This is a genomic window from Candidatus Zixiibacteriota bacterium (assembly GCA_016933955.1).
Taxonomy (GTDB): Bacteria; Zixibacteria; MSB-5A5; order GN15; family PGXB01; genus JAFGTT01.
The window spans coordinates 1-14,986 of the sequence record JAFGTT010000011.1 but is presented as its reverse complement, the minus strand read 5'-3'; the positions used below and the strand labels follow the sequence as shown (position 1 = coordinate 14,986).

General features: G+C 48.4%; 7 protein-coding genes. 6 read left to right on the top strand and 1 reads right to left on the bottom strand.

Features of this window, described 5'->3' with window-relative positions; translation table 11 throughout:
• Window positions 1-122: 122 nt before the first annotated feature.
• Window positions 123-2,108 carry a von Willebrand factor type A domain-containing protein gene (locus tag JXQ28_03390; protein MBN2276773.1) on the top strand — a complete coding sequence of 662 codons (1,986 nt, stop codon included), beginning with the start codon at window positions 123-125 and terminating at the stop codon, window positions 2,106-2,108.
• 109 nt (window positions 2,109-2,217) lie between these two features.
• Here JXQ28_03390 and JXQ28_03385 read toward each other — a convergent pair whose 3' ends face one another.
• Window positions 2,218-5,502: a choice-of-anchor J domain-containing protein gene (locus tag JXQ28_03385; GenBank protein MBN2276772.1), complete on the bottom strand. Its 3,285-nt coding sequence runs from the start codon at window positions 5,500-5,502 to the stop codon at window positions 2,218-2,220.
• Window positions 5,503-6,052: 550 nt separating this feature from the next.
• Between JXQ28_03385 and JXQ28_03380 the strand changes: the two genes are divergently transcribed.
• From JXQ28_03380 to JXQ28_03360, 5 genes are all read left to right on the top strand, one after another.
• On the top strand, window positions 6,053-9,448 hold the full coding sequence (locus tag JXQ28_03380) for a hypothetical protein (GenBank protein MBN2276771.1): 3,396 nt from the start codon (window positions 6,053-6,055) through the stop codon (window positions 9,446-9,448).
• Between the two features lie 115 nt (window positions 9,449-9,563).
• Window positions 9,564-10,028, top strand: coding sequence for a hypothetical protein (locus tag JXQ28_03375; GenBank protein ID MBN2276770.1), 465 nt, complete (start codon window positions 9,564-9,566; stop codon window positions 10,026-10,028).
• A gap of 244 nt (window positions 10,029-10,272) precedes the next feature.
• The gene (locus JXQ28_03370; protein MBN2276769.1) at window positions 10,273-11,256 is read left to right on the top strand and encodes a dockerin type I repeat-containing protein; all 984 of its coding nucleotides are present in this window, start codon (window positions 10,273-10,275) and stop codon (window positions 11,254-11,256) included.
• A 211-nt stretch (window positions 11,257-11,467) separates the two neighbouring features.
• Window positions 11,468-12,439 (top strand): dockerin type I repeat-containing protein, encoded by a 972-nt coding sequence (locus JXQ28_03365; GenBank protein ID MBN2276768.1) that lies wholly within the window; start codon window positions 11,468-11,470, stop codon window positions 12,437-12,439.
• A 336-nt stretch (window positions 12,440-12,775) separates the two neighbouring features.
• Window positions 12,776-14,986: hypothetical protein (locus JXQ28_03360; protein MBN2276767.1), on the top strand; the 2,211-nt coding region annotated here is incomplete at its 3' end.

Genomic DNA, 14,986 nt, shown 5'->3' with positions numbered 1-14,986 from the left:
GAGTTGCAATTATTTAAAACAACTATTCCATATTTCACCCGGCCGGCCGGGAAGAAAACAGGTCAGTATCTGTATTTTCTTCAGAAGCAGAAATCAACCCGCTCAATTTCAGGAGGTATTCTATGAAGACCGGAATTATTGTATCGGGAATGGCTTTGATGGCGGTCATTGCTTTGCTGCCCATCATTATCAGTGCCGGCCCGACCGCCAAAATCACGGGTATTATCACCGACCATGAAACCGGGAACCCGATTCAGGGAGTCACCATGACCATCATGGAAACCGGTGATCGTACTATTACCGATTCCCGGGGAATGTATCTTATTAATTTTGTTGCACCCGGATATTATACTATTAGATTCACATCATCATCGTACCATACAATCCAGGTCGATAGTGTCCGGGTATCAGCCGGTTTGGTTACCACTCTCAGTCTCAAGATGGAAAAAGCCGCCGATGAATCCGCCGGAGTTATCAGAATGACGGCCAATGGTGATATAGTCGAGCGGCCCGCTTTACCCGATTCTCAAATGAGTTTCGAAGAAATCATAACCACAAGTAATGATTGGCTCTTACGTCAATCGGAAGCCAAGAAAAACGCGGTCGGCAATATAGCCAATTACAGCGGATTGGTTCCAATTGCTCCCTGTCCGGCAGATAAAGGCAGAACCTGTAATCCCTGGGGGAGCTACGGGCCGGCCCACGGCGGAACCGCCATTGTCAACGGTGAGCCGTTTGACGCCATGTTTTTCAAAGATTACGGCACCAATCCTTTTGTCGATACCGAAGACGATCACCTGTCCACATTTGCCATCGACGTCGATGATGCCTCGTATATTATGACCCGCTCTTATCTCGAACGAGGTGAGTTGCCGCCCGATGAAGCCATTCGCACCGAAGAATTCATTAATCATTTTAAATACAATTATGAATCTCCCCGGGAAGAACAATTCAGTATCAATATCGATGGTTCGGGATCGTATTTCGGTCAGAATTGCGAATTACTGCGGATCGGGATCAAGGGACGGGAAATAAATCCCGAAAACCGTAAACCGGCCAATCTTGTTTTTGTTATCGATATTTCCGGTTCCATGGCTCGCGAGGATCGGTTGGGCCTGGTCAAAAAGGCGCTTCGCATTCTGGTCGATAATCTCGAATCGCGCGACCGGGTCGGTATTGTGGTCTATGGCTCCAGTGGCCGGGTGGTTCTCGAGCCGACTTCCATTCATGATAAAAACCAGATTCTCTCCGCAATCGAATGGCTGCAAACCGACGGGGCCACCAATGCCGAGGAAGGAATCCATCTTGGCTATGAAATGGCCGAGAAATACTTCGAGCCGGAAAAAATCAACCGTATCATCCTCTGCTCCGATGGCGTCGCTAATGTCGGAACCACCGGACCCGATGAAATACTGAAGCAGATCAAGCGTTTCGCGGACAAAGGCATCACCCTGACCACGGTCGGATTCGGAATGGGCAATTTTAATGATATTCTGATGGAGAAACTGGGCGATAAAGGCAACGGTCATTATGCATATGTCGATGATATCGCCGAAGCGCGGAGGATTTTCATGGAAAACCTGACCGGAACTCTTCAGGTAATCGCCCGCGATGTTAAAATCCAGGTTGATTTCGACCCCGCTGTGGTCCGCAGTTATCGCCTGATCGGTTATGAGAATCGTGATGTTGCCGATGACAAATTCCGCGACGACAAGGAAGACGGGGGTGAGATCGGATCCGGCCACCAGGTTACCGCTCTCTATGAAATCAAACTCAACCCGCAGAAATCGCGTCTTCCATTGGGGACGGTTTTTATCCGCTATAAGGAGCCGGATGCTGAAATTGTCCACGAAGTCAGCCGCAAGATTGACCGGGCCCTGTTCTTAAAGGAATTCGAACAACAATCGGCCAACTTCAGACTGGCCGCAGCGGCCGCTGAGTTCGCTGAGATTCTTGGCAAATCATACTGGGCCAGAGATTCCAAACTTGAAACGGTTTATCAGATGGTTCAGGGGATTTTCGAGGAAAACCAATCGGTGGAAATCGTCGATCTTATGAACCTTATTACCAAGACCCAGAAACTACAGGACCATCTTGCTGAAAAGTAAGTTGGGTGTTACAAAAGGGACAGGTGTACCAACCTGTCCCTTTATACATTCATCAAACAGGGGACGGCCATAATGCCATCCCCGTACTGCCAGGAAAAATATAAGTCGCCTACGGACAATAAGGCGCCCCGCCGCTTGTATACAAATAATTCAACAGGTAAGTCACATCGAGAATATTGATCGCCCCGCTACTGTTGACATCGGCCGATTCCGCCGGATTGGGAGCCGCCCCCTCGCTGTACAAATACTTGATTAAATAGGTAGCATCGAGAACATTGATACTCTCGTCATCATTGGCGTCACCGCAAATGAAGGGAGCAGCGATATTGATGGTATAGCCTTTTTCATCCTGACTGCCGTAAATATCCTCAACCAGAATCGTGCATTCGATTTCCCCGGAAATCGTGGGCGTTCCTTCAAGTAACCCCTCTTCCGATAAAATCAGACCGGTTTCTTCCAGATCACCGTTTTTATCGGTCCAGGTCAATGGATCGGTCCCACCGCCCGCCTCAATCTGAACCGAATATGCCTCGCCCTGTAATCCATCCGGAAGTGATTCGGTTGCGATTGTTACCGGCGCGTTTATTGTCAGGGTGAAGATTTCCTCATCCGAGGAACCGATCGAATCGACAGCGTGAACCGTGAAGGTTGCCTGACCCGATGAGAGCGGAGTCCCGCTGATCAATCCATCGGACGCAATTTCCAATCCGGTTCCCTCCAGATCACCATTCAAATCGGTCACAATCACTTCACCTGTTCCCCCGGTTATTACCAGCGGGAAATCATAATCAAATCCGGCCGTGGCCGGCAACAGGTTTTCACTCAAAATACTGACCGCCGGATTTATAATAAAAATAAAGGGCACTTCCTCAATATCACCCACTCCGTCAGCCAACTGCGCGGTGAAGATAATCTGCCTGGCTATAGACGATGTCCCCGAGAGACGTCCCGCGGCGGTCAGAGTCAGTCCCGTTCCGGCCAGGCTGGAATTTTTATCCGACCAGGTTAGTGGGGCTGTTCCTCCGGTCGCCTGAAGCATCTGCGTAAAAAAGACACCGGCCGTCCAGTCCGGAAGAGAAACTGTGGTTATCTCCAGCGATTCATTGACGGCAAATGACAGTAATTGTTCATCGACCGCCCCGATCTGATCGCTGACGGCCGCTGTAAACGACACTGTCCCGGCCGCCACCGGCATTCCGCTGAGGACACCGGCAGTCGAAAGAGTGAAACCGCTTCCGGTAAGATCGTTGCTTTTATCGCTCCAGCTCAGGGGGGATGTGCCACCGCTTACCTGCAGAGTTTTATTGTACGTCACTCCGGCCGTCCAGTCGGGCAGGATGTCGGTCGTAATTTGCAGAGCGGCATTGACCTGGATACTCAATATTTTTTCGTCGAAAGCGCTTGCTTCATCGGTTACCACGGCCGTAAAGACATGTAATCCCGAAACCGTCGGGGTCCCCGAAATCAAACCGGAATCCGACAGACTCAACCCCGTTCCCGCCAGATTATTGTACTTATCGCTCCAGGTGTACTGGCCGGTTCCACTGGTAGCCTCGAGTTGCTGAGAATAAGGCATTCCGGCCGTCCAGTTCGGTAAACTGTCGGTCATAATGATCGGTTGATTGCTGTCGCACACAAAGACCTTGATAACGATATCATCAACGCCGGCCTCGACCACCGAACCGCTGTTCAAATCCGAGGCCTCGAATTTTAATTTCATTGTTGTCGTCGGGGTAATCAGGTCCGAAATCCAGAAACTATATTTGTACCAGCCGCCGTAGGCCTGTTCTACCGGGCCGATTGTCTCAACCAGCGTCCAGTTCACTCCGCCATCGTTGGAGATATATACATTCATCTCATCATTATTAGGATCAGCCCCGAAATCGTTGGAGTACCAACGGGCATAATGGACCAGCGCATCACCCGCCGGGACCGCAAAGACCGGCGAGATCAGGTTGGTGGTGCCGTCATCGACATCGGAATTTCCGTACTCGTTATCCGTCAGATAACACTGCCCCGAACCGTCATAATCGGTCGGGGGATCACCGCGTTCCCCTCCTCCGGCCGGAATACCCCGGTTCCATTGCCCGTCCGCGGCATCCCCGGTAACCGTCCAGCCTTTGTCGGTTTCGAAATTATCCGTAAAAACACTGATGACTTCCGTCGCGGCCGCCGCCATATGGGGCAAACTGGGATCCGGATCATAAAACACGCCGGATGTCATTTCCTCGGCACTAACATAAAATTCTATCCTGTCATAGCATGACAAAACCGGCAAAACTGCCTCATAATTGTTGGGCGAAATCTCATCCATGGCCACCGTCTGGATCGGATCGCCGTTGATCGAATAATGCAACTGCCCGGTCCCCGAAACCGGCTGACCGGTCGATATGCCGGAAACAACAACACTGAATGTTTCGGCCTGGCCGGGAGTAACGGATTCGGGAATACCATCCGGATAATCGAAGGCCAGGGCGCCATATCCGGTATAGACAACATAGCTGGCTCCGTAACCGATGCTGGAACAGCCATATTCCATCCGCATGTATCCACCCTCTTCGCCCCAGCCGGTTCCCCAGGAATTGCGCATAATCCAGACGCCGCTGGTTCCCTGGCTGTCATCCCAGCCCACCAGAACCACCCCGTGATTGACCGTACCCGAGGCGCATCCATTGAATATTCCGCCCGTATAGGCCTGCATAGCGCTGTTGGCATAGACGGCTACTGAAATCGGCCCGTAATCGAGAATGGCCTGCTTCATTGCCGAAACCGACGGGATGCTGTAGGAATTTCCGATATACCCCCAGGAATCAATCGTGTAATAATGATCATAGGGACAATTACAGGTCCCGTTGGTGGCGGTATAAGGGAAATCTTCTTCCATCACGGCTCCGAAACCGCCGCAGGGATCAGTTTTCCATTGGTGGTAATCATGAGCCCACCAGCCGCCCTCACAGTCATAACCATCCTGGTTGCAGCTGACTAGCCACTGTTCCGAGAGATCAACCGTCAGACCATCTTTGATAAGAATATTGCATTCCAGGGCGCCAACCGTACCGAAGGCCCAGCAACTGCCGCATCCGCCCTGATTCTTGACCGGAGGACACCCGGTGGAATCGCGCCAGTCGAAAGCCGCAGGTAGATCGCGATCGGCTTTGATATTGCCGAAGAGGGACTCGTCCTGCGGATTATCAGGAATTTTCAAACCGCATAACTGCTCCAGAGGATATTGTGTGGCCGGATTCTCCCCGACCGAAAACGTCCAGTTTTCCTGTCTGGCCCGAATCTCCAATTGTTCGATATCCTTGCTCGACAACTGGGCCAGGGCCGTTGCCGCCGAAATCATGGCCAAAACCAGAATAATAAGACCATTCACTCCTTTAAAACTTCTCATCTGACAGCCATCCTCATATTTCAATTAAAATTATTCTCATTATAAATAAGGCGGATTTAAATGTCTCCGGTCCGGAAAAAAGAAATCCTGTACGTGCGAGAAAATTCACGATAAGCATCCGCAGTCCCAAAAAAGATTCTCAAAAGGTACAACCTCGCGGGCAAATAATTCTCATTTTTATATGGTAAATAAATATAACTCATTATTCTCCACTGTCAACCATATTAATCGGTAACTGATTATTTTATATGAACATACGCTTATTTCAAGTACTAAATACTCATCGGGGGCCAAAATATGAAAAATAGTCATAAGCTCATATAAGTTATTAAAAATTCATAAGTTATAAAGAAAATACTTGACCAAAACACTATTTGATCTTATTTTACAATTATAAGGCAGGCGACAATTCGCTGTCGGCTTTGGTAATCCAAAGTGCAATATGTTTTTATAAAATCCCCACAAGCCTCATTAACCCTTGCTATTGCTATAAATAATGGAAGTATTTGAATTTTAAACACTTAACGTGAGGGAAATTAGAGAGGGAGCTATGTTAAGGAATATTTCGATATTATTCCTGGTATTGACAATAGCCTTATCAGTGGCGTGGGCGTCGGGCCGGCATAAAAAGACATCGGTAAAATCCAGCGCCGACATTCAAGTCTCAACCGATGCCATTCGCCATGAGTCTCCCGGATATATAATCGGGCAAACCTATTATGATGAACAGAGTATGGGGCGAATGGGCCGGCAGATCGATTGGCGCAATGATCAGATAGTCCGCATGACCTGGACATCAATTCCCGAACCGATTATTAATATATATCAACCAACCTCAACGAAGTATGAAATATGGGATGCCGATTTGGCCGCCCTTTCTTTCCAGGGCAGTATGGGAGGGTGCAATATCTCCAGTCCCGTAACTCTTTCGGGTTACGGGTATCTTGATGTGACTAAAACCGGAAAGGTCGTAATCGCCACAAATTACCTTGAATCGGATGACAGCTATGACGAATATGAACTGCGGCCAACAATTCATTATGAAGCCTTTGCCTACTCATGTTATTTTTCGCCATACCGTACACCGGTTCCCGATATTATTACCGGGTCAAATGTGCCATCGGAACTTTATGCTCCTTATGATCACGCCGCTTTTCTCTGGCCTTCAATCGAGTACCAGGTCCTTGAAGGCGATATCGTCACCCATATTTTTGCACGGATGAACCGCCTGGATGGCGCTTCGGCATTCATTCATTACTTCCGGCGTCTCGGAGGGCCAACCGATTCAAACTACACCTGGGATTATCCGGCAGTCGTGATCGATACCACCCGATCCTATTCTAACACTGTGACATCGTCACGTACCTCCGGCAAAGCCGCCCTGATCTGGCTGGCACCGCCGCCTGAAATTCCGGGAAGTGCGGAATCACAAACGCGAGATATGGATGACCCCTCGCTTGGAAGCAGCCTGCATACCAATGATGTCTACTACATGATATCCAATGACATGGGCGCATCATGGGGAGCCAAACATAATATCAGCGGTTATGATTCATCGGTCGGAGGCTACCTGGCCAGTAACGATATATCCGCCCTGATCGATACCGATGATTACCTCCATATCGTCTGGAACGCCCGCAAGGCTGTTCCCAACGGATATTCGCTGGGTGACTGGGAAAACTACTATGGTGGAAGGCTTTTCCACTGGGGCGAGAATTATAATCTGGTCAGAACCATCAAGGATGCCGGCTGGGCTGAAGGCGAACAAACCTGCACCGGCGGCGAATTCAACAATATGTATATGGTTAAACCGATGATCTCCGAGTGTGCCGGGAAATTCTATACCATTTTCGTCCAGTTCAATGATTACCAGAGCGGTATTGATGATGACTGCCACCAGGATTATTTCACCTCCGGTGACTGGGATGGAACGGCCGATGGCGAAGTCTACCTGTGCGTTTCAGACAATGGAGGTTTAAACTGGGATGTTGCCCGGAATCTTTCCAATTCCTATTCTCCAAATTGCAGTGAATCGGGATCAATCGAATGTGAGTCCGATATGTGGCCGTCTATTTCCCGTTATGGTATGACCGTCACAGATGGTGATTTTACCGGCGTCCCGGTCGTTGATCCATCGGGAAGTTACAGCGGGAATCAGTTTCTTGATGTCCTGTATATTAACGACAAACATCCCGGATCGTGCCTGCGGGATGCCGGGGTCTGGACGCTCAATCCGGTCAAATGGTTCCGGGTCCCCTGCGTGGACCCATCAACCGAACCACCCCCGCCCCCCGACATTGCCGATATCGGCTTTCCGACCTGGACATCGCCCGGAGTACAACTTGATACTACATTGCATATAGAGAACTTCGGCAGTTCGGATCTGGTCATGTCATCAATAGATACAGAAATCCTGAGCGGTCCGGCCGGGTGGCTTGAAGTCGGCAATCACGGGCCCATAATTATTTCGGGAACGACTCCAAATTACTATGATCTGGACGTTTACTTGAACTATGACGGTGTCATTTCATCAGGAACCTGGAATGTCGAGGGCTATATTTTAATCAACTATGATATGGGCGAAGGCGTTACAGACACAGTTAAGGTCGATCTGATTGTAGTCGATGATCTGCCATTCCCGGAATTCACCGAAATCCGAACCGAATGTAAGGCCCTAATTCTCGATAATTCCGGGAATTTCGGCAACGACGGTTACAGCCCATTTAGTGGATATGGCGGCAAACATCTGAATTTCTTCGATGACTGCGATACTACCGACAACAATGAAGGAAGCGACGATAATGCCCTTATTTATGTTTACACCGGCAGTCCTTTCGTTCTGAGAATAAACGAATCCGGCGATACCATAATAAACTATGACATGCGTGACGGTTATTGGGGGTCTCCCAAGGGTTTCTATCCTCAAACAGCCATTACAGTCGATTCAACCAGCTTCCCGGAATTCCGTTATGTTCAAACCGGAAGATTTATTACCTATGATTCGGCCGTGGCTATGAGGATTGAATATTACGCCCCGAAATCGCCCGATAGCTGTGATTTCCTGGTTTTGCGCCACGAGGTTTATAATAATACCGATCACACCCTGAACGGTGTTTATATCGGGGATATTATCGATTTCGATATCCCTTCCGACTCCATAATCGACAATGGTTCGGGATATGATGCAGTTGGCGGTGATGAAAGCCGCGATCTTATGTACCAGTATGGTGCCGAATACGGTCCCGATGCTACCGCCAATAATGATTGTGTTCCGGCCGACGCGCGGATGGGCGGACTGGCTTTCTACAATGGCTATAAAATCCCCTTCCGTGTCACTTCCGACAGCCTTCAGAATCCGGCCGGCCCCTGGTGGACCCATCGCCAGCTGGAGTGGTTTGCCCCGACCGGCGGTATTGTCCCCGGCGCCTTTTACCGCAAGATCGCCAGTATGGGGACTTCATGGGAAACCTGGGAGGCTGTCAACCCGGGCATGCCGGATTCGATGTATCAGGATTTGTTCACGGTCGCCGTTTATGGGAAATTCAATCTCAAGGTCGGGGATACGCTGGTTTTTGTCAAAATCCTGGCCACCGAATATGATGGCGGCCTGGCCGGCTTACAGCAGAGTATCGATGAAGCCAGAAACTGGATCGCCAATGCCCCGGCACCCATTTTCGAATGGCCGGAAGGAGAAACCTCATGCTGCGTAATGATGGGGGATATCAATAACAACGGAATCTATAACATTCTCGATATAACATATCTACTCAACTATCTGTATAAGGAGGGTCCAGCACCGCCGTGCCCGGCTCATGCCGATGTCAATTGCAGTTGCTCCATCAATATCCTGGACATAACGTGTATGATCGGAAGACTTTATACAGGGACATGTGAATTTTGCACCTGTGAGCAATGGGTTGACAAATGCGGCGATGATCCCTGGTGATGGATTTTGAAAGGAAATAAAGTTTCAGTAGTAATAGTCAACGGTCTATGGAAAGAATAGACTGATTTTGGAAGAGAGAATCCTCGATTTAGAGGATGAAATGAAGGGAGGATTTATGAAAAGGCTGTTTGCTTTCACCTCACCCGCCTTGATTCTTGCCGCCATCTGTGTTATGGCCTGCCCGGCTCAGGGGCAAGTCGGACGATGCTGTTATGGAACGCAGGAAGATCTGTCATGTGACATGCTTACTATTGAGGAATGTCAGGCTTTGCCGGATATGAACTCATGGGAAGCGGACCTGAACTGCCAGGATAATCCCTGTATCTGGCGCTGTTGCCAGTTCAAGGGTGATGTCAACGGAAATGGCTCTTTCAATATTCTGGACATTACCTATCTGGTGGCCTATCTGTATAAGAGCGGCACGCGGCCGCCATGTTTTGCCGAGGCCGATTTCAACTGCGATTGTCTGTTAAATATCAGGGATATTACGGCCATTATATACACCGTTTATCGGGATATCTGGCCATCCGACTGCACCTGCGAAGACTGGTATGACAATTGCGGAGAAGATCCCAGGTAATAGGCTTATTAGAAGGTAAAATAGCTTCAGCATCAATAACTTATGGCCGGGTGAATCCGGGGCTCCGCCCCGGAAATCCCGGCTATAAATATCTTGACAAAACGTATAATTTTCTTATCTTAATATTTGAACTTTGTAGAAACCAGCTATGGTGATTTTTTACTTCAAGAGGTTACGTTAATATATTGTCTTATCGCTAAGGGATTTACCGGAGTCAATTAGTAAGAATATTCTGGAGGAGTTTATGCGCCTCTGTTTGGGATCCCTTGGGATATGTTTTTTCTTTTTAATAATTTGCTGTATTTTCATCCTGATTCCCGATCCGGCCCGGGCCCAGTTTCCCGATCTGGTCGTTCGGGTCAATGACACCTCGGTCAGCATTGGTCAGGATCAGGTTATCATACCGGTCAGCATGAGTAATTACGCCGATACTATTGCCGGTTTTCTTTTGACTCTTGACAACGATCGACCCGATCTGCTTGACCTGGCCAATGGTGTCCTGGATACCACCGGCACCCTTGTTTCCGGATGGCAGGTTATTTACAAAAGCTCCTATGGAACCACCGGAATACAGATTACCGCCATTGCCAATGCCACCCACCCTCCTTATGTTTCTGGAATAGCCTATCCCCAGGTAGGGGAAATTCCTCTGGTAAAAATCGTCACCGATATAAGTACTGATTCGCTGTTATCTGTTCCCCAGATTGCTACAATTGAAATTATCAAGGAGTATCAATATTTCAATTTTTCCGATCCCAACGGCAAGTCGATCGGCCTGGCTTACGATACCATTCTGGACACATCCTACTACAACTGCCTTGAATGGGAGGTCACTCCCGGCGGCGATACCGTTTGCAATGATTGGGAAGAAGTCCCTGAACCGCCTGCCGACACAACCGTGATCGGCCCCAAATATATCAACCACCATCTCGATACATCAATGGTCTATATGTTAGACGGCGAGATCATTTTCCCCCCGAGGACCTCCTGCCAGTTTATGGGCGACGCCAATGATGACGGGGTCATCAATATTCTCGATGTCACATACATGATAAATTACCTTTATCGAGGCGCATCGTCGCCGCCATTGCCCGATCAGGCCGATGTTAATTGCAGTTGCCAGTTGAATATTCTTGACGCAACCTGTATTCTTTCATATATTTACAGTATTCCGCCTTATTGCTCTTTTTGTTCCTGTCAGGATCATCAGAATATATGTGGTGACTGACGATAGACAGGATTCGAACATCGATGGAATGGGCCTTTTAATCTTGACAATTGTGATTAAAATGGTATAATTATTATATGTTCCCTGATTGCAGGAGCTTACTTACTTTTTTGAATTTGGATTATCGCAATTTTCTCATTAAGGAAGTAATTTGAAGAATTTGCTAAGGGATTGCCTTTAAACAACCCCAAATTCTGAAATGGAGGAAACTATGCGCCCCACCCTCAAATCCCTTAGTTCACAATCCGGACGACTGTTCCTGATTGCATTATTTTTGCTTTTTGCAATCCCGGCTTTGGCCCAGGAGCCCGAGATTGTCATCCGGGTCGACAGTGTTGCTACCTGGTCGGAACAAACCGGTATAGAAATCCCGGTCTATCTGGCGAATTATGCCGATACCATCGCCGGATTGGAATTCTGGATGGTTGTCGACCGGTCCGATATCTTTGAATTTCAGCATTACTGGCAACAGGTTTCCGAAACCGACTCGGTCGTTCATGTCAACTTCGACACGGCGGGGACATTGCTGTCCGGATGGGATATTGTAGCGGCCGTATCCCGGGGCGAATCCGGTCATGATGTGAAGGTTACGGCCTTGCTCAACGATCTGAAACCGCCTGTTAATACCGCGTTCATGGCGCCTCAAAATGGCGATATCCCTCTTATTAAGTTTTTTGCGGATACTTATGATATTCCTGAATTTATTACTGACAGTACGGCAGATATAATCATTAATCCCCTGCAGTCGATAAGCTTTTCAGACCTTTATGGCCATTCCCTCGGTACGAGTATCGATACCATTGTCGATACCAATTGTTATGAATGTGTCGCGTGGATGGAACCTCCTGATGACACAATCTGTTTGGAATGGCAACCGGCGCCCGGGACAACCGGCGACTCATGTGTCTATGACACGTCTTATTACCCTCATCTCGATACTAATCTGGTGGAATTGATTCCGGGGGCAGTGACCATTATTGGCTTTTTATGCGGTGATGTCAACAATAACGGCCTGATCAACATTCTTGATGCCACCTACCTGATTAGCTACCTTTATCTGGGTGGGCCGGCTCCGATTCCTGAGGCGGCGGGAGATGTTGACAATTCCGGTTTTATCAATATTCTCGATGTCACCTATCTGATAAAATATCTTTACAATGGCGGTCCCGCCCCGGAGTGTTGAGTCGCACCCAAAAATTAATATTTATTTCATTATAAAAAGGATAGACTTCATATCTATCCTTTTTTGTTGCCGCAACCTCAACAATGCCTTGGGCTTGAATTCCCCTGAACAGGCCGTTTTTTGATCTTGACAGTTGTATTTAATATGTTATAATTCAGTAAATTAAGGTTACTACTGCCTCGACGACCACATTAATGAGAGTTCATACCTTAATGTTTGATTGCTTACATCATTATTTTCGCGAGGTTTCCGATTCAGGGAACAGGGCTAAGATTATAAATACCGTTTTCGCTGAGATAAATAAAAAATTTAAATAAACTGCTACCGGAGGTTACCTTGAAAAAATTGACAATTGGAACATGGCTGATCCTTTTATTCTGCACTGGCGTTTTCGGAACTGCCTCTGCCTATCAATCGATTCAGCTGAGTGAAGCCCCGGCCGGAATGAAAGTTCTGAATCAGGATCAGAACGGCATTACGGTAAAATTGGATGTGGGGCAAATAGAATTTATTCCCGTTCACACCAAGGCCGGCGATTTTACTATGATTACGGCCGATGGATTGGCCCGAACCTATGATGTCGGCCGTCCGAATCTTCCACAATCAAAGAAACTGATCGCCATACCTTTCGGTAGTGATCTAACCGCTACCGTGATTGATTTCGAAGTCGAGGATATTTCCCTGGCTGACATGAATATAACCCAGCCGGTTATGCCCGCTCAACCCTCCCTTTCGAAGTCGGATGATCCCGAGGCGATGCCATTCGAGTGGGATCAGACGGTTTATCGTACCAACGACTTCTATCGTCAGGAACTGGTTCGGACCGAAATTTCAGGTGTTCTGCGAGATCTGAATCTGGGAACGGTCGCCATCTCCCCGATGGAATACAATCCGGTTGAAAATCGCCTCCGGGTTTATAAAAATATCACGGTTCAGGTTACTTTTAATAATTCGGACTGGGATAAAACCCGTGAAATGCGGGACAAATATTACAGCCCCTTCTTTGAACCGATTTACAACCTGATCTCAAATTACTCCGGGTTCGATGAAGGCATCCGCGGCGATTCGCTGAATCTGGTCAAATACCCGGTTAAATACCTCATTATTTCACACCGGATGTTCGAGGACCAGTTGCAACCGTTTATTGAATGGAAAACCAAGAAGGGCTTTATTGTCCAGGTGGCTTATACCGATGTGATCGGAACCACCAATACCGCTATTAAAAGCTATATTCAGAGCGTCTATAATGCCGCCAGTCCGCCGGAGGACCCGGCCCCATCATTCGTTTTGCTGGTCGGTGACGCTCAACAGATTCCTCCCTTTTCAGGCTCGGCCGGCTCTCATATTACCGACCTGCGGCTCTGTGAATTCACCAATGACAATCTTCCGGAAATATACTATGGTCGATTTTCCGCACAGAATACCACGCAACTGCAACCTCAAATCGATAAAACCATTGAATATGAACGCTATGAAATGCCCGATCCCAGCTATCTGGAATTCGTTACCCTGGTTTCGGGAGTTGATGCCTCCTACGCCAGCACCTATGGCAATGGTCAGATTAATTACGGAACCACTTATTACTTCAATACCGCCCACGGAATCGATCCCAATGTCTGGCTCTACCCGGCGTCAAACGGGGGTACCGCCGCGGCCGATATTCGTCAGACCGTCAGCGATGGTATAGGATTATATAATTATACCGCTCACTGCAGTCATGACGGGCATGCTACTCCATCATTTGAAACCAGTCACCTTGCCGCTCTCACCAACTATCATAAATATCTGCTGGGAATCGGCAATTGCTGTCAGTCCAATACCTTTGGAACCGATTATTCCGATCCCTGTTTCGGCGAGGCGTTCCTGCAGATCGAAGGTAAGGGTGGTATCGGATATATTGGCGGTTCGAATTCAACTTACTGGGATGAAGACTATTTCTGGGGTGTCGGTTATGGACCTATTGTCGGCTCCGGTCCGACTTATGAACAGACAACCCAGGGTGCTTATGATGGTGTCTTCCACGACCATTCCGAACCGGTCGAACGCCATTATGTGACCAACGATGCCGTCGTCTTTGCCGGTAACCTGGCTGTCTGCGAGGGCGGTTCGCGCGTTACCTATTACTGGGAAATTTATCACCTGATGGGTGACCCCTCGGTTTCGACATACCTGGGTATCCCATCGGAAAACAACATCTCTCATGAAGCCACCGTTTTGCTTTCCGCCGAGACTTTTCATGTCGAGGCTGATCCCGGTTCATACGTCGGGATTACTTTCAATGGCGTTCTGCACGGTGCCGCTTATATTGATGATGCCGGTTCGGCCGATATTCCAATCACCCCGTTTGGAACGGTTGGTGAAATGGACCTTGTTATCACCGCCCAGAATCGGGTACCCTATATTACCACCGTTCAGATTATATCTCCCGATGGACCATTTGTGATTCATGATGCTCATAGCATCGATGACGGTTTGGGTAATGGAGATGGTTTGGTGAACTGCGGGGAGTCGATTTTGCTGGATGTTCAGCTGGAGAACGTTGGTCCG

What these genes read in the sequence shown, in the direction of transcription:
- JXQ28_03390 (MBN2276773.1), top strand. Translation starts at nt 123, where the DNA reads ATGAAGACCGGAATTATTGTATCGGGAATGGCTTTGATGGCGGTCATT.
- JXQ28_03385 (MBN2276772.1), bottom strand. Translation starts at nt 5,502, where the DNA reads ATGAGAAGTTTTAAAGGAGTGAATGGTCTTATTATTCTGGTTTTGGCC.
- JXQ28_03380 (MBN2276771.1), top strand. Translation starts at nt 6,053, where the DNA reads ATGTTAAGGAATATTTCGATATTATTCCTGGTATTGACAATAGCCTTA.
- JXQ28_03375 (MBN2276770.1), top strand. Translation starts at nt 9,564, where the DNA reads ATGAAAAGGCTGTTTGCTTTCACCTCACCCGCCTTGATTCTTGCCGCC.
- JXQ28_03370 (MBN2276769.1), top strand. Translation starts at nt 10,273, where the DNA reads ATGCGCCTCTGTTTGGGATCCCTTGGGATATGTTTTTTCTTTTTAATA.
- JXQ28_03365 (MBN2276768.1), top strand. Translation starts at nt 11,468, where the DNA reads ATGCGCCCCACCCTCAAATCCCTTAGTTCACAATCCGGACGACTGTTC.